The organism is Pseudoduganella flava (assembly GCF_007830495.1).
Lineage (GTDB): Bacteria > Pseudomonadota > Gammaproteobacteria > Burkholderiales > Burkholderiaceae_D > Rugamonas > Rugamonas flava.
Genome location: NZ_VLKW01000001.1, coordinates 572,497 through 593,224 on the forward strand (window position 1 = coordinate 572,497; position 20,728 = coordinate 593,224).

Below are 20,728 nucleotides of genomic sequence, written 5' to 3' on the forward strand. Positions count from 1 at the left end.
CTTGTACACGTGCAGGCTGTGTACTGCTGGGGCGCCGTTTGCCCGCTCCTCGTCCGCTGTGATGGCGAAACACACTGTATTCCCGGCGAACCGGGTTTCGATTCGCCCCATCCGAGACGTGGCATGGGCGTCAGTTGTCATGGTCGCCGCGACGAGGGCCTGGAGTGCCGCCAGGAAGATTCTTGATGTCAGAACGATCGAGAAAGAAATCACGGAGCACCTCGTCATATAACTTCAAACTGTAGCGGTACTGTCTCCTGACCATCGCGTCGGGCTTGTTCAGTATCCGAAGCACAAAGTAATCGGCAAGGATATTTCCCTGCGCTTCCATGTCGTAATCGCTGAGCGAAGTGCCTGGCCGCAGTGTGTATTCATAGTTCAGGCCTGCCCTGAACGCTCCGCGCAGCATGACGGGATATCCCAGCTGGTGTTGCCAGACGTGGACCATCTCATGCATGAACCAGTGCATTTTCTCCGGCAGCCCTTTTGAGAAGTCCTCGCTAAAATCCTCTTCATTGAAATAGATCTCTCCGTTTGGCGTCACCGCCGTATTTCTGCTCTGCAGGTTCAACCAGAAGAATCCCCGGTTGTGCACGCGCACCTTCGCATAATCGATCGACTCCCTGAACAGCTGCCGCGCCATGTGTATTTCGCCCGCGGTCAGTGGCCTGGCGGTCGGGCCGACGCTGACTTTTGCCACCGGACCGCCGACGTTGTGGCTGTTCGTCGCCGTCACCGTCAACTGGAAGCTCATCGCGACGTACTGCTCACTGCCTGCCGCACTTCCACAGCAAGCGTTGTGAGACGCGGGTACGATCAAGTCGGCCCTCACGATGCGTAACGGTTTCTTCGTCACGATTCGCACCGTGCTGCCATATGCGTCCGTCGTGCCCTCGGTCGTGGTGCCATCCGCGAGCGTGAGGCGGTATAGCGTGTGTGCGATAGGAGTATGCTGCTCCAGGACGAACGCGACCTGTTCATCGAAAGATGAGAGCTCGGCGTTGTCCGGCGCCACCGCAGCGCTGTCCAAAGTGCCTTTCGATGAAGGCCCTCCCGCGCCAAAGTCCTGATACCGCTCGTGCTGGTTTGGCCTTAATTTCGGTGGCTTGGGACAAGCGCAGACGCACAGATCGTCCTCCAGCGCCACTTTCTTCCGTTCCAGATCTCTGGCACACGCGGCTCCGTACAAACGATCCGCCCTGTCGAGCGGCAAGCAGGGCAAAGGACCTGGTCGCCCTCCAGGGCCATGCTCCGCCCACCAATGCTCATCGAGCTCGATGCCGAAACGACCTTCCCGCCAACAGTCGTCATGGCGCCAAGAGTAATGTGATGACGTCGCAAGTTGCCTCCCATGATTGGACCAGAGGCGACTATGGCGGGGGCTCGCAATCTGGTACTTGATGTGCGGCAATGAACGCGTCATCTCATTCGAGGAGCGCCGCATGCAGCGGTGTGACGCGATGGGTGTGGAAACGGTACCACACCCGCCGCTGAAAACGCTTTCATCCAACGCCACTCCCGGTTACGATCCTTACGTAATTACATAAAAAACAAAACCGAGGAGACCCATGAGCACCACTGAAATCTTCCTGCTGGCGATGCTGCTGATCTTCGTCGCTCCCTATCTCGTCTGGCGCTGCTTCAACACGGACTACGTCGCGCCGCTCGTCATCGTGCAGATCATCATGGGCATCGTGCTCGGGCCCGGCGTGCTGGGTGCGGCGCTGCCCGAGTACCACAAGTTCGTGTTCAATCCCGACGTGGTAAAGACGTTGAACGGCATCGCCCAATGGGGCGTGATGCTGTTCGTGATGCTGGCGGGGATCGAGCTCGATCAGAAGAAGGTGTGGCAGTACCGCCGCGAGAGCGCGACGACGGCCGGCCTGTCGCTCGGCATGCCGCTGCTGTTCGGCTGCGGCGCCGCACTGGTGCTCGTCGCCTATCCAGGCTGGATGGGACCGAAGGCGCAGACATGGCAGTTCCTGCTCGGTACCGGCATGGCCTGCGCCGTGACGGCGCTGCCGGTACTCGTGCTGCTGCTGGAAAAACTGGACATCCTGCGCCAGCCGATGGGCCAGCGCATCCTGCGTTACGCGAGCCTCGACGACGTCGCGATCTGGGGCGTGCTGGCCTTGATCATGCTGGACTGGGAACGCGTCGGCCGCCAGCTCGGCTTCCTGCTGGGCTTTGCCGTCTTGACGTTCGCGTTCCGCCGCCTGATGGCACGCCTGCCGCGCGGCGACCGGTGGTTCGTCGCGATGATCTGGCTGATCGCGTGCGCGTTCGCGGCCGACTGGGCCGGGCTGCACTTCATGGTCGGCGCGTTCCTGGCCGGCGTCGTGATGGATGCCGAGTGGTTCGGGCAGGAGCAGCTCGATGGCCTGTTCAAGAACGTGCTGCTGGTGCTGATGCCCGTGTTCTTCCTCAGCACCGGCCTGCGCACCAAGTGGGACCTGGGCGGCTACTCCGTGTTCTTCGTCGGCGGCCTGCTGCTGTTCGCCTCCGTCGGCGGCAAGCTGGCCGGTGCCCACATCGCCGGCAAGGTGCTGGGCTGGAAGCCTGGCGAAGCGACGATCATCGGCTGGCTGCTCCAATCGAAAGGCCTGATCGAAATCATCTTCGCCAACATCCTGCTCGACAAGGGCATCATCACCAACGAGACCTTCACGGCGCTGCTGCTGATGGCCGTGGGCAGCACGATGCTGACGATCCCCATCGTGCACCCGAAGCTCAATCGCGCGCAGCACCGCGCACTCGTCGGCCAGGCCAGTTCGTAAGGAGTCGCCATGGCACGTACCGGGCTGACGAAGACGCAGGTGCGGGAGATCCGCGCGCAACTGCTTGCCGCGGGGCGGCACCCGTCCGCGGACGCGGTGCGCCGCGCGCTGGGCGACACGGGTTCGATGTCGACGATCCACAAGTACCTGAAGGAGCTGGCCGCCGAGGACCCGGCCATCGCCGTGCAGCGCGACGACACCGTGCGCCAGCTGCACGCGATCGTCGAGCGGCTCGCGGACCAGCTGCATGCGGACGCCGAACGGCGCGTGCGTGCGCTGCAGGAAGAGCACGCACGCGTGTTGCACGCCAGGGACGCGGAGCTGGCCGCGCTGCGGGCCCGCGTCGCCGAGCTGGAAGGCCAGGCGCCGCATGCCGGCACGCAGCCGGACAGGCCGCCGCGCCGCGGCGAGCGCGGTGTCAAAGGCTTCGGCGACTTCGGCGGCCTGCTGTCCGACTCGCGCTGCGGACGGCGCGATACGTCGGCCTTCACGATCGTCCTTGCCGGCGCCCGTTCGGACCTGCTGGCGGGGCTCGCATGAAGATGGGGAAGGGGAGCGCACGGTTCGGCCGCGATCGATTACACTGCGCAGCCGATCATCTTCCCGAGCAGCGCCCGTGCTTCGACACCGCTCCACCGCCCGGAGGCCCGCATGACGGGCCTCGCCAAAGCCCGCCTCGCCGCCATGTCGGTCCTGTTCTGCAATGGCGTCATCTACGCCTCGTGGGGCACGCACGTCCCGACGATCAAGGACAAGTTCGACCTGTCGGATGCGAAGCTGTCGCTGTCGATGCTGGCGGTGGCGCTGGGCGGCATCCTGATCATGGCGTGGGCCGGGCGCTGGATCGCCCGCGTCGGCAGCGCCCGCGCGTCCGTCGTCAGCGGCGTGCTGATGGCGCTGGCCGCGTTCGGCATCCTGCTTGTGCCGCAATATGCGCTGCTGCTGTCCTGGCTGGCGCTGTATGGTGCCACGTCGGCCGTCAACGACGTGGCGGCCAACTCGCAGGCGGCCGTCATCGAGGCCACGTTCGACCGGCCCGTGATCGGCTCGCTGCACGGCAGCTTCAGCCTGGGCGGCATGTTCGGCGCGCTGGTCGCCAGCGGCTGGCAGGCGATGCAATGGCCAAACCACTGGCATCTCGCCGCCGTGTGCACGCTGTGCGCGACGCTGTCGTTGTCGACCGCGCGCTGGCTACTGCCGGAACCGGCGGCACACCGCAACGAGGACGGCACGCCGCGTGGCCAGCAGCCGCTGATGCCGGCGGTGCGCCGCAAGCTCGTCGTGCTGGGCGTGCTGGCCTTCGCAGCGCTGATCGTCGAGGGCGCGATGTACGACTGGACCGCCGTTTACATGCGCGACGTGGCGCTGGCCACGGGCGGCTTCGTCAGCGCGGGCTACGCGGCCTTCTCGATCGGCATGGCGACGGGGCGCTTCACCGGCGATCCGGTACGGGCGCGCTTCTCGGAAGGGGCGCTGGTGCTCGGCAGCTGCGCGCTATGCCTCGCGGGCCTGGGGCTGGCGCTGGCGCTGCCCGCCGTGCCCACCGCGCTGGCGGGCTTCCTGGTCTGCGGGCTGGGTGTCGCCAACATCATCCCCGTGATGTTCTCGTCGGCGGGGCGCATCGCGCTGGCGAACGGCGTGTCGCCGTCTACAGGCCTGGCCGTCACGACGCGCCTCGCGTACGTGGGCTTGCTGGTCGGCCCGGTGATCGTCGGCTTCATCGCCAACCACTTCGACCTGCGCACGGCGCTGGCCCTCAGCCTGGTCGGCGTGCTGGCCATCGCTGCGAGCGCGCGCGGCGTGTTCGCATTCGGGCACAAGGCCTAGCTACAGGGTTGGCAAGCCGCAGCGGCCGTGTACAATTGGAAACGTTTTCCCTGTCCCGACACCGTCATGCCGCCCAGTGATTTCACCCACCCCGAGGTCGACGTACGCCGCCGCCAGCTGCTGGCCGCGGCATTGGCGTCGCCGGCGGCGCTGGCCATGCCGCGTGCTCGCGCCGCGAACGAAAAACTGATCGTCGGCGGCCTGCCCGTCACCTGCAACCTCACGCTGCCGATCGCCTGCCAGGCGCGCCTTGGCCGCGGCCCATCGCCGTTCGGCTATGCGAAATTCAGCGGTTGGCCGGAAGTGAAGGAGTCGCTGATGACGGGCCGCATCCAGGCGGCCTACATGCTCGCGCCGCTCGTGATGGACCTGGTGGACAGCCGTATCCCGTTGAAGATCGTGTCGCTGGGCCACCGCTCCGGTGCCGTGATCATGGTGCGCACCGATGCGCCATACCGCAGCTTTCGCGACCTGCGCGGCAAGAGCATCGCGATCCCCAGCCGCTTCGCCGTCGACTTCCTGTTCCTGCGCAAGATGCTGGCGCGCGCCGGCATGAGCCCGAAGGACATCACGCTGATCGAGATGGCGCCGCCGGACATGCCCGCCGCGCTGTACGCGAAGGCGGTGGATGCCTACTGCACCGGCGAGCCGTTCGGCGCGGCCGCGCAGCGCGCCGGCTATGCGCGCCCGTTGGCGATGACGCGCGACGAATGGCGCAACTACATCTGCTGCGTGCTGACGGTGCGCGAAGACCTGATCCGCGCCGACCGCCCGCTGGTGCAGGAGCTGGTCGACCACATCCAGTCGGCCGGGCACTGGCTCGACAGCGGGCCCACGAACCGCGACAAGGCGGCGCACATCGCCGCCAGCCGCACGTATTTCGGGCAGGACCCGAAGATCATCAAGTTCGTCATGGATAACCCGGCGGACCGCGTGACTTATGGGGATCTGCGCATGATCCGCGCCGAGTTCGACGAACTGATGCAGCTGTCGATCGAGGCAGGCACGTTGAAGCGGCCCATCGCCTACGAGCGCTACGTCGACGAGAGCTTTTACAGGAACATCCAACCCGTGCCGATCCCATTGTGAAAAAGCTGCTGCTCTCCCTCCTGTAGTGCGGCGCGCTGGCGCAGGCGCAGACGCTGAAATCAGGCGAGTTCTCGCCGGCGCGCGTGGCGCCCGAGATCACGTTGCCCGCCACCACCGGCAAGCCGTTCGCGCTGTCCGCATTGCGCGGCAAGGTCGTCGTGCTGGAATTCGGCTATACGCAATGCCCCAGCGTCTGCCCCGTGTCGCTGGCGTCGCTTACGCAGGCCCGTGCACTGCTGGGTCCCGCCGCGAACGACGTGCAGGTGGTGTTCGTCACCGTGGACCCGGAGCGCGACACGGTGCCGCACCTGCGCGACTACCTGGCGCAGTTCGATCGCAGTTTCGTCGGCATCGGCGGCTCGCGCGCGCAGATCGACGGCCTGCTGCGCGCTTACGGCATCAGCGCCACCAAGCGGCCTGTGGCCGGCAGCAACAGCGAGTACTTCATGGACCATTCGTCCTACCTGTACTTCATCGACCGCCGCGGCATGCTGCGTGCGCTGATGCCGTTCGGCCGGCCGGCCGCGGACATCGCGCACGACCTCGACATCCTGCTGAAGCGCTGACGCATGCGCACCATCCGTCTCGTCGCCGGCATCGCCGGCATCGTTGGAATTGCCGCGGCGGGCGCGCTGGCATGGGCGATGTTCGCGCCGCTCGACGGCGGCAGTCGCGACGCGCTGTTTGAAATCCCGCCGGGCACGTGGGCCCGCCGCATGGCCGGCGAAAAGCGCGACATCCTGCCGCAGACGATCCGCCTGACGCTCGGCGTGCGCGACGTGCTCCTGCTGCGCAACAGCGACAAGGTGCCGCAGATCTTCGGGCCCGTGTTGATCATGCCCGGCCAGGATTTCCGGCTGCCGTTCGAAACGGTATCGGAGAACGACTTCAACTGCACCGCGCACAGCAGCGGCACGATGAAGGTGATCGTCGAGCCCGCGCCCCCGGCCGGCCTTGCGCGGCTGCGCTGGCGGATTAGCGCTGCACTGCATTCCGCTTAACCATCTTGAGGAGACCCGTGGACAAACTCCATCGCATCTGGCCCCCGGCACTGCTGATCGCGCTGTTGATCGGCACCTGGCACGTGGCTGTCGTGCAGAGCGCAAGCCTGATCTTTCCCAGCCCGGCGCAGGTGCTGGCCGGGACCAGGGAGCTGGCGCAGAACGGCACGCTGTGGCAGCACATCGGCGCATCGCTGATGCGCGTGACGGTGGGCTTCCTGCTGGCGGTGCTTGTCGCCGTGCCGACCGGCCTGTGGATGGGCAGGGTGGAAGGGGTGTACCGCACGCTGAACCCGCTGTTCCAGATCCTGCGGCCGATCTCGCCGATCGCCTGGATCCCGCTGGCCATCCTGTGGTTCGGCGTGGGCGACGTGGCGCCCGTGTTCCTGATCTTCCTGGCCGCCGTGTTCCCGATGATCGTGCAGACGGCGAACGGCGTGCACACGATCGAGCAGCGCTACCTGCACGCGGCAATGAACTTCGGCGTGTCGCGCCGCAAGCTGTTCCACCAGGTGATCGTGCCGGCCGCGCTGCCGGACATCGTCGTCGGCATGCGCATCGGTCTCGGTGTCGCGTGGCTTGTCGTCGTCGCGGCCGAGATGATCGTGCGGAACTCCGGGCTCGGCTACCTCATCATCGATGCCCGCAACGCCGGCAATCGCTACGACCTGGTGCTGGCCGGGATGGTCATCATCGGCATCATCGGCCTGCTGCTGGACGCGGCGATGCGCCGGCTGGAGGGACTCGATTCGGTGAGGTGGCGCTATGGCCGCTAAGATCGTCATCGACGCCATCGCGAAGAGCTTCCGCAAGGATGGCATGCCGCTCCCCGTCGTCGGCGGCTTGAGCCTGGCGGTGCAGGACGGCGAGTTCATCGCCATCGTCGGCCCGTCCGGCTGCGGCAAGTCGACGTTGATGCGGATGATCTCGGGCTTCGAGCAGCCGGACACCGGTGCGGTGCGGATCGACGGGCAGGTACTCACGCGCCCCGGTCCGCAGGGCATCGTGATCTCGCAGCACGGCTCCGTGTTCCCATGGCTGACGGTGCAGGAAAACCTGATGTTCGGGCTGAACGACGGAGAGCGGGCGCACAAGGCGCGCCTGGCGGACCACTATGCCGAGATGGTGGGGCTGAAGGGCTTCGAGAACGCCTACCCGCGCGAACTCTCCGGCGGCATGCTCAAGCGCGTGGAGATCGCCCGCGCGCTGATGGTCAAGCCCGAGATCCTGTACATGGACGAGCCGTTCTCCGCGCTGGACGCGCTGATGAACCTGCGCATCCGCCAGGAGCTGCTGCGCATCCTGCAGGAGGAGCGGCATACCGTCATCCTGATCACGCACGACGTCGAGGAGGCGCTGTCGCTGGCCGACCGCATCGTCGTGCTGACGCCGCGGCCCGCCACGATCAAGGCCAGCTTCACGGTCGCGCAGCCGCACCCGCGCAAGCTGTCCGACCCGGCGCTGCAGGCGATGAAGGATGCGATCCTGGCCGAGCTGGGCGTGATGGCGTGATCGACTAGTCCGGCGCCAGCGTCACCGCCATCACGCCGATCACGACGTCGTTCGCGAGGCTGCGCACGGTGACGCTCCGCAGCGTCTTCGCCGCATCCAGCGGCACTTCGAGCACGGTGGCTGCGCCGCCGTCGATCCGTTCGCGGCCGGCGCCCTTGAAGGCGGCGGGATCGGGCACGTGCACCTGCGCCGTCTTCAGGTCCACCCGCACGGGCAACGTGCCGCACAACGGGAACTGGTAATCGTCGACGAAGTAATCGCGTTCGATCGGCCACCAGTTGTCCGGATTGGCGAGCGGCGTGCGGCTGGTCGAGCCGTCCGTGTACGCAACGACGATTTCGCCGTTGTCGATGCGGCTTTGCATGTGGTTCGTCGTGCCGGCCATCAGCAGGAAGGCGCGCGCGGCCTGGCCCGTCAGCGGAATCGTCACGGCGCGCGGGTAGTTGTCCCATTGCGAGGTGAAGGCGATGTTCGCGCCGGCGGGTGGCGTCGCGAAAGTCAGGCCATTGGGCAGTGCCAGCGTGCCGCCCAGCATGCGCAAGCCCGCATCGTCGATGCCGGGCAGTTCGTTGACGTGCCCGGCCCACGCGCCGGCGCCTTGCGCGGTCAAGGCCAGCGTGACGAACGGCGAGCGGGGCGACAGGTATTTGAACGGCTTGAAGAGTTCCGTCACGTTGTCGTTGAACTGGCCGCTGAGGTCCACGTGGCGCGACTGGATCGGGGCGCCGCCGGTCCAGCGCGGGCCCACCGTCGTGCATTGCTCTAAGGGCGGTGCGGACAATGGCTCGGCAGGGGCGACACCGCGCCATGCGATCGCTACGCGTGCTTCGGCCGCGAACGGCGATTCGATGCGCACCCGGCCGGCGGCCTGTGTCCAGGGTACCGGCTTGCCGCCGATGGCGACGGAGGCCACGTCGGCACCGCGCATCGGCACCTCGAGCACCAGCCGGGCAAAGCGTGTGCCGGGCTGGCCGATCGTCCAGGTTTCGCGCGCGCCGTCGCGGCGATAGGCAACGCGTACGTCTGGATGATCGAGCAGTGCATGCGCCCAGTCGCCGGGCAGGCCGGGATGCACCGTCAGCACGCCGGCCAGCGCATCGGGCCGCACGCCGAACAGCCCCTCGACGACGGCGCGCGCCATCACGCCCGAGCCGTCGGCGAAGTCGCGCTGCGATTCGCGCCGGTACACGTCGAGGTAGTTCATGCTGCCGATATTGCCCGGGCTGATGCCCATGTACAGGCTGGCCAGCAGCGCGCCCTTGGCCAGCGTGTACGCCGTCTCCGGGCGGTCGGCCTGCCAGTAGGCGAGGGCCGTGTGCAGGTTCTCGCTCATCACCACGTTGTTGATGGACCACGAGTACGGCATCCAGTCCGTCGTCGGCAGCACGGCGTACGGCCGGTCGGCCGGCACGCCCGGGCCGCGCACGGGAATCGGCCTCAGGTGGCGGTCCAGGTCCGCCGCCATGCGCGCCGCCTCGTCTGGCGTAGGCACCTGCGAATCGAGCGTGTGATAGAACGTCCACAGCGCATAGCTTGGGTGCAGCAGCTGGCCGCCCAGGTGGTCGCGGTACTCGGCAAACGCACCGCGCTCGGGCATCCACAGCTGTTGCCGCATCGCCCGGCGGATCGCATCCGCCTCGGCCTGGTATGGCGCCGGGTCCTTGCCGATCAGGCGCGCGATGCGAGCCGCCATCTCGTTGTGCCACGCGTTGTAGGCGGATGTGTGGGTGACGCCGCCGCCGTTGTAGTACAGGTCGTCGCTGGCCCAGATCGCCGCATAGGCGTCGTACAGCGGCAGCTTGTCCGGGCCGAACTCGCGGCGGAACAGCCGGCGCTCCCACGCCAGGTGGCGCTCCAGCACGGGCCACACCGCTGCCGCGTAGCCGGCGTCGCCCGTCCACAGCAGGTGGCGCAGCAGCGCGTCGATGAACACCAGGTTCATGTCGTAGTGCGACTTGCTGATGTCGCCGTTCGAATGCAGCCCCGCCTCGTTGCGGGCGAGGTTCGACGCGTGGTCCGGGCCGGGCGGCGTTGCGGCAGGTGTTGCGGGAAGCGGCGACGTATCCTGCCGCACCGTCCACGCTTCGAAGTTGCGGCGCGCGCGGTCGTGCCAGCCAAGCGCATCCAGCGCGTATGTGCCGCGCCATCCCAGCAGCTTCGTGCGCCACGCCACGGCGCCATGCATGATCGCCTGCTGCGGCGCATCCCATACGGCGTCTGCCGCCACGTTCAGCGCCCCCATCGCCGCGTCCAGCCACGGATCGGGCGTCGCGATGCGCACCTGCGCGCGCACGGCGCGGAAGTGGCGCACGGCGGCCTCGAAGCGCTGTGCCAGTTCGGCCGGCGCGAACGGCGGCAATGGCGCCTGCTGTTTGCCTTGTTCGGCGCCCGCGCCGGCCTCGCGATACACCGCCTGCTCGCGCGCTTCTTCGCGGGCTGCCACCTGCACGGCGAGGTGCACAGGGCGGCGGCCGAGCGGCACACGGGCGACGGCCACCGCAGCGTCATCGGGCTCGCGGCCGGCCAGCAGCGCCGGCAGGTCGTTCCACGCGGCGGCGGAGGCGCGCCGGACCTGCACCGGCGCGTCCACCGTGGCCGCGATCGTCGTGCGGGCGTTCGTCACGCGGAAGCCATGCGGTGTGGTGTCGACGCGGGCGCCGGCGGCGAACGCCGGCTGGAACTGGAAGTACTCGCCGATCGGCACGTTCTCGGTGCCGATGTCGCCGTCGCGCCGGCCGCGCTGCCCGTTGCCGGGGCCGAACGCGATCACCAGTTCCGTCCCCGCCGGCAGCTGCGTGCCACGCACTTGCACGCCCAGGCCTTCCGTTGCCGCATAGGCGACGGCGGCAAGCTCGATGCGGGCGCGCGGGCCCAGCGCAGCGTCGGCGATCTCGTAGCGCAGTTCGCCCGGGCGGTAGCGGCTGACGATGCGGCGCGCCGTGTGCAGCCAGAAGGTGCCGAGCGCGGTGCGTACGCCGAAGCGCAGGTTGCCGCCGCGGCCGGGCAGGTACAGCGAGAACTCGGGCCGGTCGCCGCCGTCCACGCGAAACGCCGTGTTGCCGCCGTAGAGGGGCCGGTTGAAGAATTCGGTGCCGTTCGCGATCACGAAATCGGCACCCATCGGGCGATAGCGCAACGGCCGGTCGATGTGGCCCTGCAGGTTCGGCATCAGTGCCGGTGCTTGCGGCTTGTAGGGCTCGGCCGCCGGCACGCAGGCCGGCAGCAGACAGGCCAGGAGTAGCGTGTAACGCGCGATCATGCTGCCTCGTGGAGACGGTAGACGAAAGGCAGAAGGTAGCGCATTTGCGTCCCGCCGTCGCGTCTCGCGCGCGAAAACTCAGCGGCTTGAGCGGATGCGCAGGCTGCTATCGGTCGCGAGATGCCGCCACAACGCTTCGGCCACCGGGCCATGGGGTACGTCGGCCCGGCGCGCGATCACCAGCTCCTCGACGCTTCCCGGCAGGTGCCTGCCGGCGAGCGACACGAGCCGGCCAGCGCGCAGCTCCTTGTCGACCAGGTGGCGGGGCAGGTGGCCCCACGCGAGGCCGCGCAGGACCACCTCCTTCTTGATCGCCAGGTCCGGCACCGTGCATTGCGGCGCGCCGGCTATCATGAAGTGGTCGGGGCCGGGTTTGCTGCGTGCCGTGTCGCGCAGCACCGCCTGCGTCAAGCCGCGCAGGTCTTCCGGCCGCAACGCTTTTTTCGCCGGCCAGGATGGCAGGAAGCCCGGCGCTGCTACGGGCAAGAAAGCCACCTTGCCCAGCGCGGTCCACTCCAGCCGCGGATCGTGCCGGTCCACGCTGTGCACGATCAGGTCGGCCTCGCCGTCGCGCAGCCGTTCGATGGGGCCGCCCACGGCTTCCACCGCCAGATGCAGCCGGGTGCCGGAATGTGCGGCGAAGAAGCGGCTCAGCGAGGCCAGCGCCGGGGCGGGCGGGCAGAAGTCGCCGATCACCACGCGCAACTCGCTTTCCTCGCCCATCGCCAGCTGCGCCGCGTAGCGCCGCAGGCCCTGCATCTCGTGCAGCACGGCGCGTGCCTTCTGGTGGAATGCGCGTCCCGCTTCCGTCAACCTGACGCGGTAGCCGCCGCGGTCCAGCAGCGCGATGCCGAGCTGCCGCTCCAGCTTCGCCACCGCCGCGAACACGGCGGGGTGCGTGCGGTGCAGCGCCTGCGCCGCGGCCTGGAACCCGCCGTGCGCCACCACCGCGTCGAAGCACTGCAACTCCTGCAGCGTGAACTCGTGCATGTTCACTTCCTCTACAAAGACTGACGGAACATTGTAATTTCTTTCGCATCCGCCCGGTTCTACGATGGCGCCGGTACATCAATCAATGGAGGACAGCATGAACGACACCATCCGGCTGGGCGACGGCACGTCGCTGGCGTATCGTCTGGACGGCGCGGCGGACAAGCCCGTGCTGATCCTGTCCAATTCGATCGCGACGGACATGACGATGTGGGACGACAACGTGCCGGTACTGGCGCGCCATTTCCGCGTGCTGCGTTACGACACGCGCGGCCATGGCCGTTCGGGCGCGCCGCCCGGCGCCTACTCGCTGGACCGCCTGGGGCGCGACGTGCTGGAGCTGATGGACCGGCTGGAGATCCGCCACGCGCATTTCCTTGGCCTGTCGCTGGGCGGCTTCATCGGCCAGTGGCTGGGCGTGCGCGCGCCGGAGCGCGTCGACCGCCTCATCCTCAGCAATACCGCACCCTGGCTGGATGGCCCGTTCGAGGAGATGATCGCCGCGCTGTACGACGGTAAGCCGATGACGGAGTTCGCCCAGATGTTCCTGGCGAACTGGTTCCCGGCGCGGATGCGCGAGACCGACGCCGCGACCATGGCGCGCTTCCACGCGATGATCATGAAGACGCCGCCGCAGGGGCTGGCCGGCGCGTTCGCGGCGGTGCGCGATGCCGACCTGCGGTCCGTGCTGCGCCTGATCGACCGGCCCACACTCGTCATCGGCGGCGCGCACGATACCGTGACGCTGCCCGAACACAGCGAGCAGATCGCGGCGGCGATACCCGGTGCGCAGCTGGCCATCCTGCCGGCGGTGCACCTGCCGAACGTGGAGATGGCGCGGGCCTACGAGGAGCGGGTGCTGGCGTTCCTGGGCGGCTCGGGTTCCTGATGTCGGCTACAAGCCCTGGCGCCGCAGCGCCTCGATCTCGTAGTCGGCATCGTCGACGAGGCGCTCCCACCCGTCGAACTTGCCGACACCCAGCGAGCGGGCCATCGACAGCAGCAGGCTCTGGCCGGCAACTGGACGCTCCGGCATCAGCTGGTAGACGGGATCGGCGTAGGCTGCCTGCGGCGTCGTGATCGTCCAGCCCATTTCCTTGAACTGCGCGATCACGTCGTCCAGCCACAGCGCGTTGATCAGGTTATGGTGCAGCAGGATCACCTGGGGGATGTCGCGCCCCTGCACGGTGTGCGCGAGGGCGCGGTACGCCAGCGCGCGCTGCCGCACGTGCGCGAGGTAGGCGGCGCGGATCGGCGCCACATCCGCCTGCGGGTTCTTGCCAAGCACCTCGGCCAGCTTGCCGTCCAGGCGCCAGTCGCTCGTGTCCAGCGTCACGTAGGCATTGCGGTAGCCGTGCGTGCGCAGGAAGGCGCGCATGCCGTCGCGCTTCTCGGGCGTGCCGCCTTCGCGCAGGTAGGTGAAGCGGAACCATTTCACGTAGCCGGGCAGCGGCGCGATGATGCGGTCGCAGTCGAGCAGCTCCTGCTGGTAGGCCGGCAGCGGCACCTTGTCCAGGTCCGGGTGCGTCATCGTGTGATTGCCGATCGCGTGACCGGCTTCGCCCCAGGCCCGCGCCAGCGCCAAGCCTTCCGGGCGGTTGGCGCCATTGCCTGCGGTGAGCAGCAGTGCGGCGCGCACGTTGTGGCGGGCCAGCGCGGCGAGGATCGCGGCATTGCGTTCGGCCGGCGACAGGCGCGGCGTCGCGTCCAGGCTCGGTCCATCGTCGAACGTGAACGCGACCGATTGGGCGGACGCGGGCAGGGCGGACAGCAGCGCAACCAGCAAGGCAAGGACTGCGGCAGGCAGGCGAATGGTCATCGGATGTCTCCTGAAGTGCGGGCCGTGCAGTGTAACCGACGGCCGCGCAACAGCGGAAAAGCTAAAAGCTTGCCAAAAATAGAAATGGAAATGACAATGGATTTTTCACGCGCGGAGGCCGGATGCGCTCGGAACAGCTCACTTACCTCGACGGCTGGCGCGGCCTTGCGATCCTGTTGCTGCTGGTCGGCCACTTCCTGCCCGTGCCGGGCGTGAACCTGGGCGCCGTCGGCGTGCGGCTGTTCTTCGCCTTGTCGGGCTTCCTGATGGCACGCCTGCTGATCACGCAGCGCGTGCCGATCGCACGGTTTCTTCGCCGTCGCATCGCCCGCATCTTCCCCGCCGCCTATGTGTTCCTGGCCATGACCGTGATCGCTTGCGCCGTCGCGGGGATGCCCGTGTCGTGGCCGGAAACGCTGGCCGCGGCGACGTACCTGAACAACTACTTCCCCGGCGAGCTGGGACACGCGGTCATGCCGTTCGGGCACTTCTGGTCGCTGTGCGTCGAGGAGCACAGCTACCTGCTGCTGGCCGTCCTCGCAGTGCTGGCCGGGCGGGCGCGCGGCACGATGCTGCTGCTCGTGGCGCTGTGCCTGGGCGTCAGCATTGCGGCGGGCTCCTGGTACGTGGCGCACTACACGGGCCGGCCGCTGACGGGCATGCTGCTGCATACGGAAGTCGCGGGCTTCACGCTGTTTGCATCCGTGTTCCTGTACCTGGCGCTCGGCGAGCGGCGCATCGCCGTGCCCACCGTCGCGTGGGCTGCGATCCTTTGCGCGGCATTCGTCACGCAGTGGTGGTCGGTGCCGGTGCTGGTGCAGCTGTACGTGGGCGGCGTGCTGTTCGCGCTGGCGCTGAACCTGCTGCCGTCGGCCACGCCGCTGGTGCAGCGGGTGCTGTCGTGGCGGCCGTTGCGAATGCTCGGCATGTGGTCGTATTCGCTGTACCTGTGGCAGCAGCCCGCCTACCTGTATGGCGACGGCTCGTGGACGCAGCGCCTCGCCGGCCTGGCGCTGTCCATCGCGGCCGGCGTGCTGTCGTTCTATCTGGTGGAGCAGCCGGCGCGGCGCTACCTGAACCGCAAGTGGGATGCCGCGCCGGCGCCGCTGCCGCAACGGGCGGCCGCATGAGTGGGAACATGAGCGGCCGGCCGACGGCGGCGGACAGCGTCAACCTTGACTTCCTGCGTGCCGTGGCCGTGCTGTGCGTGTTTGGCTCGCACGTGTACGCGGTGCTGACGCGCCGCCCCACCGAGCTGACGCACCACATCGGCCAGCTCGGCGTGATCATGTTCTTCGTGCACACGAGCCTCGTGCTGATGGGATCCCTGCAGCGCAGCCGGCGCTGGGGCTGGGCGCTGGTGGCGGAATTCTTCGTGCACCGGGCATTCCGCATCTATCCGCTGGCCGTCGTGTGCGTGCTGATCGCGGCACTGCTGCCGGATGCGCAGTGGACCGCGCGGCAGCTTGCCGCGAACCTGACGCTGACGCAGAACCTGTTGTACGAGGAATCGATGGTGGGCGGGCTGTGGACGTTGCCGATCGAGGTGCAGATGTATGTCGCGCTGCCGTTCCTGTTCATCGCCTTTCGTACGCGTGCGTGGTACTGGCTGCTGGGCGTGTGGCTGCTGGCACTGGTCGTGGGCACGGTGCAGTCATACGTATCCGGCCGGCTCGTCGTGCTGAGCTACGCACCGTGCTTCCTGCCCGGCCTGATCGCTTGGAAGCTGGGCCGCCGTGCCACGCTGCCCGGCTGGCTCTGGCCTCTCGGCATGCTGCTAGCGGCGCTGCCCTGGCTCGCGTCGGCCGGTAACCAGATGGAGCCGCGCTGGCTCACGTGCCTGCTGCTGGGCCTTGCGATTCCCTGGTTTCGCGAGATGCCGTGGCGCTGGCTCAACGCCGCAAGCCACACGCTCGCGCAATACAGCTACGGCATCTACCTGACCCACTATGCGGCATTGATGGTGGCGTTCCGGCAGATGGGCGATGTGCCGTTCGCGGGGCAGGTGCTGGCGTTCGCCGCCATGGCCACGCTGTGGCCATACCTGGCGTTTCACCTCGTCGAGCGGCCGATGATGGCGCTGGGCCGGCGGGTCGGCGGCAGGGTGGCGGATGCCGTGGCTGCACGGTCCGCGCGGCGCGCTGCCGGCGTGCCGGCCTGACGCTTCAAAACGGCAGCGGGCGTTCCAGCGACAGCGAGGCCGCGCCGATCGGCCCGGCCTCGCTGGCCGCATGCACCTCGAACACGCACTCGCGGCACGTCAGCCACGCAGGCAGCGCGAAGATGTGATCGATCGTATAGGCCGCATCGGGCCGGCCCGGTGGCGGCGCCACGGCAGCATCCTCGTATGTGATCCAGTCGATCTCCTGGCCGTGCGCGCGCAGCGACAGCGCGAGCCGAGACAGCGGCGCGTCTGCATCGGCCTCCACGCACACCCAGATGCACAAACCCGTCAATGAGCCGGGCGCGTCAAGCAGGATGCGGTCGCGTGCCGCGCCGATGAACCGGATCGATTCCGCATCGGCATTCTCGACATCGTCCACGAACGCGCACACGAGGCGCGGCGGCATCAGATGTTCTCGCTCTTTTTCAGCACGACGCGGCCGACGATCAGGCAACCGGCGCCGTCGCACAGCTTGCGCGGGAAGCGGCGCTGGTCCGGGTTGTCGGACGTGAGCCACCAATGGCCGGCATCGCGCGTCAGGCGCTTGATCACGGCCTCGCCTTCGTAGTTGACGGCGAAGACCTGGCCGTCGGCCGGCGTCTTGTCGGCCGTGTTGACGACGACGAGATCGCCCCGGTACAGCCGCGGTTCCATGCTCTCGCCGGTGACTTCGATGGCGATCAGGTCGTCCGGGTTGTAGCGGTTGCGGGCGATCCAGTCCTCTTCCAGGTTGAATGCCTGGCCCACTTCGTCATCCGGATCGACGGAAAAGCCGACGATCCCGGCGGACAGGCGCAGCTTCACACGCCGGATCTGCACGACGCCCGGGCTGTCCCCATTGATCGGCCGGATGCGCAGGAACTCCTGCGCCGCCGCGCGTTCGGCTGCCTCGACGATCGCGCCGTGGTCGAAAAACATCGCCGGCAGCGACAGATCGCTTTCCAGCTTGCGGGCGATCTTCTCGCTGAAGGCACGGCCCTCGCGGTAGGTGGACGACAGGATTTGCGATATGCGCGCCTCGCTCCAGCCGCTGGCATCCGCCAGCGCCTTGCGCAGCCCGCCGTACTGGTCGCGGATCAGCGACGTCAGGCGTTCTCTTCGGTGTTGGTACATGTTCATCCCATCATTAGACCGTAAATTTACCATTTGATAAATTATCAAACGCTTGACTCGAACTATAGCAATTGATAAAGTTCACTGCAAGCGACGAAATAGATTTTTGCGTTGGCTCAAACAAACGGTTGGAACTTTTGTCGCGCGAAACAACAGGGAGGAGTGAACATGCAAGGTCAGAACGGGGTATCGACGGTATCCGATCAACACAGGCCGGCGCCGGGGCCGGCACAGCGGCGTACCCGGCAGCGGAACCGGGCGTTGCCGCAGCGCGGCCTGCCCACGCTGCGGCGGGCAGGCGGGGAGGGCCGTCATGTCTGAACATCGCCTCCCGCGCCGCGACAGCGGCATCCACCGCGCGCTCGGCGTGCTGCTCGAACTGGGCGACGGCGCCACGCCCGAAGAGTGGCGCGAAGCGTTCGACGGCGGGCTGACGGCGCACCAGTTCCACCAGGGCGTGATCGAAGTGCTGGTGCGGCACCGGATGGCGCGGCGCGACGGCGGCTACGGCGTGACGGACATCGGCCGCGCGATGCTGGGATTGCCGCCGCTGGCAGTCCCCGTGTCCTGCGGCGAGCTTGCCCAGCCGCGCGTGGCGCCGTCGTTCCGGCCACTACGGCGCGGCAACCGGGGCCCGTCGATCATCCGGGCCGGGGCCTTCGATTATCGCGACACGCCTTCCCTGATGGGCGGGCAGCGCGTGCCATACCGCAGCGACGCCGCCGCACCGCGGTAACGACAGTAACAGCAGGAGCAGAACATGAATGCAGTAATGAACGACACGATGATGAAACCGAACCGGTACGCGATGCCCCCGATTTCCCCAGCGCTCGAGCGCCAGCGCGAGCTGGCCGGGCGTCTCGACAACTGGCGCCGCGTCGTCAGTGGACCGCTGACGCGGGCGGCGAGCTGCTGCGCGCTGTGGGCGCGCTGGTACGTGTCGTCGCGGGTCGGCGAGACGATGCCGGCCGAAGACCTGGCGGAGCTGAAGGCGCAGCCGGTGCGCCCGCTGGTTTCCGCCGACCAGCTGGACGGCTGGATGATCGAAGCCGCATGGCGCACGCTGGGCGACTACAACGACCGCATGGCGCTGAAGGCGAAGTACATCTATCAGATGCCGGATGAACGGATCCGCTTGAAGCTGAAGGGCGTGCGCGGCTCGCACGTGAAACTGGTGGTGGCGCGCGCCGAACGCAATCTGCTGGCGGTGCTGGCGGCGGTGGAGCGCGCCGCGAGCTGAAGGGCCGCAATGCGAGATCGAGACCCGCGCGAGCGGGTTTTTTTTCGCTCGTACCAAGGAGGTCGCAGGTTGCGGCAACAGGAAAAAAATATCGACATGCCCCTTGATACCGTTTTTCGCCCCCGTTACGATGACTCCATCGACAACGTGATCGCCGGGTCTGCCCCGTGCCTGTGGCTCTGCCAACGACTTCGCTTCCCGCCGGGAGGCGCACGGTCGTCGGCAGCGGCCGCGGCGAAACCAGGCGGCCCAGAGGACGAAGAAATTTTCGCGATCCCCCTTGATACCCGTTGCCGGCATCGATACGATGCATTCATCGACAACGTGTTTTGCCGGGGTGTCCCGAGCCTTCAGCCGATCCGGCGCTTCCCTGTGGGAGGCGCACGATCGCCTGGAAGTAAAAGCCGATGTCGACCGATGAACTTCGCACCCAACGACCCGCGCAAGCGGGTTTTTTTTCGCCGGTACGCAACTGCGCTGCCGGCGATCCTGCAACAGGCCCGCCGATGAGCGGGCTTTTTTTTTCTTTGAAAGGAAGTCCCATGAGTGGTGAAAACGTAACGACCGTCGCCGGTACCGAACTGTGGGTGGCCACCGCGCTGCCTGCGACCTACACGGAAGCCGGCTATGAAGCGCTGGCGTGGAAGAAGGTGGGCGAAGTGACGGACGTGCCGTCCGTGCTGGGCCGCACCTACAACACGTCGACCCACGCGCCGGTCGACAAGGCGCAGCAGATCGAGAAGAAGGGCAGCTACAAGCTCGGCTCGGCCGATTGGAAGATGGGCTGGGACGAGAACGACGAAGGCCAGAAGATCTGCTTCGCCGCGAGCCTGGACTACGACGTGCTGTCGTTCAAGGTCGTCAAGCAGAACGGCAGCAAGCGCTATTTCACGGCGCAGGTCTCCAAGTTCACCGAGGACCAGGGCACTGTTGACAGCAACGTCGTCGGCGCCATGTCGCTGCTGCGCCAGACCGACACGATCCGTTCCGCAGCCTGATTCAACGACGCATCGCAACGCTGCACACGCGGGCCATCCGGCCCGCTTTTTTTATTTCCACCAATGAGGAGCAACACATGACCGACATCCGCAAATTCGCCGTGACCCCGACCACCCAGCTGCACCTGCGCGACGCCAACGACGAACCGATGTTCGCCGACGGCACGGACGGCCAGCCGGATGCGGCCCGTCCGCTGGTCGCCGTGCTGTACGGCCCGGGCTCGAAGGCCTTCAAGAAGGCGCAGGCGGCCGCGTCGAACCGCACGATCGACCGCCTGAAGAAGAAGGGCAAGTCGGACCTGACCGCCGACGAGCAGGCGCGCGAGAACGCCGAGTTCCTTGCCGCGTGCACGGTCGAGCTGCAGAACGTCGAACTGGACGGCCTGCGTGACGAGGCACTGGCGCTGGCTGTGTACACGATGCCGGAACTGGGCTTCATCGCCGAGCAGATCAACAAGCATATCAACGACTGGGCAAATTTCTCGCAGCAGTCGGCGACCAAGTAAGCCTGTACGTGCGCCAGCACGCCTGGCTCAACGCGGTCCCCGACGAGAAGCATGCCGGCAAGGGCGAGGCGCCACGGGCGCAATCGCGGCTGGCGCGCTACCGCAAGGATGGCGTCGAGCCGAGCCTGCCCGATCCCGGCCCCGCCGCCTACCTGGTCGAGTACCTGTGGGACGTGGGGCCGACGGAGCCGGCGGGCATGGGCGAGGCGCCCGTCTCGCATGCCCAGCTGGCCGCATGGCAGGCCAACCTGGGCGTCGAACTGCATGCATGGGAAGTGCAGACGCTGCGGCGCCTGTCGCGCGACTACGTCGTGCAAAGCCATCAAGCGCAGGACCCCGCCTGCAAGCCGCCGTTCGGCGAGCTGTATCGCAGCCCGCGGGTGGAAGACAAGATCGACGCGGCGCTGGACTGAACGCCACACGGCGTCGCACG

At 67.5% G+C, this 20,728-nt stretch carries 23 protein-coding genes; 16 read left to right on the top strand and 7 right to left on the bottom strand.

Features of this window, described 5'->3' with window-relative positions; all coding sequences use genetic code 11:
• Positions 1 to 130: 130 nt before the first annotated feature.
• Together IP92_RS30365 and IP92_RS02445 are read right to left on the bottom strand one after the other, a co-directional pair.
• Entirely contained in the window at positions 131 to 1,030 is a 900-nt protein-coding gene (locus IP92_RS30365; RefSeq protein ID WP_229418579.1) for a hypothetical protein, read from the bottom strand.
• 62 nt (positions 1,031 to 1,092) lie between these two features.
• Positions 1,093 to 1,353, bottom strand: a complete 261-nt coding sequence (locus tag IP92_RS02445; protein ID WP_307724837.1) for a PAAR domain-containing protein — start codon at positions 1,351 to 1,353, stop codon at positions 1,093 to 1,095.
• 215 nt (positions 1,354 to 1,568) lie between these two features.
• Here IP92_RS02445 and IP92_RS02450 point away from each other — a divergent pair, with 215 nt between their 5' ends.
• The 8 genes from IP92_RS02450 (at position 1,569) to IP92_RS02485 (ending at position 8,206) form a co-directional block, all read left to right on the top strand.
• Positions 1,569 to 2,777, top strand: coding sequence for a cation:proton antiporter (locus IP92_RS02450; protein WP_145872914.1), 1,209 nt, complete (start codon positions 1,569 to 1,571; stop codon positions 2,775 to 2,777).
• 9 nt (positions 2,778 to 2,786) lie between these two features.
• Positions 2,787 to 3,317 (top strand): DNA-binding protein, encoded by a 531-nt coding sequence (locus IP92_RS02455; protein ID WP_145872915.1) that lies wholly within the window; start codon positions 2,787 to 2,789, stop codon positions 3,315 to 3,317.
• Positions 3,318 to 3,428: 111 nt separating this feature from the next.
• Positions 3,429 to 4,604 (top strand): MFS transporter, encoded by a 1,176-nt coding sequence (locus IP92_RS02460; protein ID WP_145872916.1) that lies wholly within the window; start codon positions 3,429 to 3,431, stop codon positions 4,602 to 4,604.
• Positions 4,605 to 4,670: 66 nt separating this feature from the next.
• The gene (locus IP92_RS02465) at positions 4,671 to 5,693 is read left to right on the top strand and encodes an ABC transporter substrate-binding protein (protein WP_145872917.1); all 1,023 of its coding nucleotides are present in this window, start codon (positions 4,671 to 4,673) and stop codon (positions 5,691 to 5,693) included.
• An 83-nt stretch (positions 5,694 to 5,776) separates the two neighbouring features.
• Positions 5,777 to 6,259: an SCO family protein gene (locus tag IP92_RS02470; protein WP_229418580.1), complete on the top strand. Its 483-nt coding sequence runs from the start codon at positions 5,777 to 5,779 to the stop codon at positions 6,257 to 6,259.
• A 3-nt stretch (positions 6,260 to 6,262) separates the two neighbouring features.
• Entirely contained in the window at positions 6,263 to 6,694 is a 432-nt protein-coding gene (locus IP92_RS02475; RefSeq protein WP_229418581.1) for a cupredoxin domain-containing protein, read from the top strand.
• Positions 6,695 to 6,711: 17 nt separating this feature from the next.
• Complete coding sequence (locus tag IP92_RS02480) at positions 6,712 to 7,470, top strand: ABC transporter permease (RefSeq protein WP_145872919.1); 759 nt, start codon at positions 6,712 to 6,714, stop codon at positions 7,468 to 7,470.
• Positions 7,460 to 8,206, top strand: coding sequence for an ABC transporter ATP-binding protein (locus IP92_RS02485; protein ID WP_145872920.1), 747 nt, complete (start codon positions 7,460 to 7,462; stop codon positions 8,204 to 8,206). The genes IP92_RS02480 and IP92_RS02485 overlap by 11 nt, the downstream gene beginning before the upstream one ends.
• A gap of 4 nt (positions 8,207 to 8,210) precedes the next feature.
• Here the strand turns inward: IP92_RS02485 and IP92_RS02490 are convergent, their stop codons facing one another.
• Both IP92_RS02490 and IP92_RS02495 read right to left on the bottom strand, forming a co-directional pair.
• On the bottom strand, positions 8,211 to 11,465 hold the full coding sequence (locus IP92_RS02490; protein ID WP_145872921.1) for a DUF4450 domain-containing protein: 3,255 nt from the start codon (positions 11,463 to 11,465) through the stop codon (positions 8,211 to 8,213).
• Between the two features lie 78 nt (positions 11,466 to 11,543).
• Positions 11,544 to 12,455 (bottom strand): LysR family transcriptional regulator, encoded by a 912-nt coding sequence (locus IP92_RS02495; protein ID WP_145872922.1) that lies wholly within the window; start codon positions 12,453 to 12,455, stop codon positions 11,544 to 11,546.
• A gap of 97 nt (positions 12,456 to 12,552) precedes the next feature.
• Here IP92_RS02495 and IP92_RS02500 point away from each other — a divergent pair, with 97 nt between their 5' ends.
• Positions 12,553 to 13,344, top strand: a complete 792-nt coding sequence (locus IP92_RS02500; RefSeq protein WP_145872923.1) for an alpha/beta fold hydrolase — start codon at positions 12,553 to 12,555, stop codon at positions 13,342 to 13,344.
• 6 nt (positions 13,345 to 13,350) lie between these two features.
• Here IP92_RS02500 and IP92_RS02505 read toward each other — a convergent pair whose 3' ends face one another.
• The gene (locus IP92_RS02505) at positions 13,351 to 14,274 is read right to left on the bottom strand and encodes a polysaccharide deacetylase family protein (protein ID WP_145872924.1); all 924 of its coding nucleotides are present in this window, start codon (positions 14,272 to 14,274) and stop codon (positions 13,351 to 13,353) included.
• A 122-nt stretch (positions 14,275 to 14,396) separates the two neighbouring features.
• Between IP92_RS02505 and IP92_RS02510 the strand changes: the two genes are divergently transcribed.
• Both IP92_RS02510 and IP92_RS02515 read left to right on the top strand, forming a co-directional pair.
• On the top strand, positions 14,397 to 15,404 hold the full coding sequence (locus tag IP92_RS02510) for an acyltransferase family protein (RefSeq protein ID WP_145872925.1): 1,008 nt from the start codon (positions 14,397 to 14,399) through the stop codon (positions 15,402 to 15,404).
• Between the two features lie 8 nt (positions 15,405 to 15,412).
• Positions 15,413 to 16,435 (top strand): acyltransferase family protein, encoded by a 1,023-nt coding sequence (locus IP92_RS02515; protein ID WP_158206807.1) that lies wholly within the window; start codon positions 15,413 to 15,415, stop codon positions 16,433 to 16,435.
• Positions 16,436 to 16,439: 4 nt separating this feature from the next.
• Here the strand turns inward: IP92_RS02515 and IP92_RS02520 are convergent, their stop codons facing one another.
• Positions 16,440 to 16,844 carry a hypothetical protein gene (locus IP92_RS02520; RefSeq protein ID WP_145872927.1) on the bottom strand — a complete coding sequence of 135 codons (405 nt, stop codon included), beginning with the start codon at positions 16,842 to 16,844 and terminating at the stop codon, positions 16,440 to 16,442.
• Positions 16,844 to 17,557 (bottom strand): S24 family peptidase, encoded by a 714-nt coding sequence (locus IP92_RS02525; RefSeq protein ID WP_229418582.1) that lies wholly within the window; start codon positions 17,555 to 17,557, stop codon positions 16,844 to 16,846. Before IP92_RS02525 ends, IP92_RS02520 begins: the two co-directional genes overlap by 1 nt.
• 307 nt (positions 17,558 to 17,864) lie before the next feature.
• Here IP92_RS02525 and IP92_RS02530 point away from each other — a divergent pair, with 307 nt between their 5' ends.
• The 5 genes from IP92_RS02530 to IP92_RS29825 all read left to right on the top strand — a co-directional run bounded on the left by IP92_RS02530 (position 17,865) and on the right by IP92_RS29825 (position 20,708).
• Positions 17,865 to 18,287 (top strand): hypothetical protein, encoded by a 423-nt coding sequence (locus IP92_RS02530; protein ID WP_145872928.1) that lies wholly within the window; start codon positions 17,865 to 17,867, stop codon positions 18,285 to 18,287.
• Positions 18,288 to 18,311: 24 nt separating this feature from the next.
• A complete protein-coding gene (locus IP92_RS02535; protein ID WP_145872929.1) occupies positions 18,312 to 18,791 on the top strand; it encodes a hypothetical protein in 480 nt (159 codons plus the stop codon).
• Positions 18,792 to 19,333: 542 nt separating this feature from the next.
• Positions 19,334 to 19,789: a hypothetical protein gene (locus tag IP92_RS02540; RefSeq protein ID WP_145872930.1), complete on the top strand. Its 456-nt coding sequence runs from the start codon at positions 19,334 to 19,336 to the stop codon at positions 19,787 to 19,789.
• Between the two features lie 77 nt (positions 19,790 to 19,866).
• Entirely contained in the window at positions 19,867 to 20,295 is a 429-nt protein-coding gene (locus IP92_RS02545; protein ID WP_145872931.1) for a hypothetical protein, read from the top strand.
• A gap of 8 nt (positions 20,296 to 20,303) precedes the next feature.
• Positions 20,304 to 20,708 (top strand): hypothetical protein, encoded by a 405-nt coding sequence (locus tag IP92_RS29825; RefSeq protein WP_158206808.1) that lies wholly within the window; start codon positions 20,304 to 20,306, stop codon positions 20,706 to 20,708.
• The last annotated feature ends 20 nt before the right edge of the window (positions 20,709 to 20,728 follow it).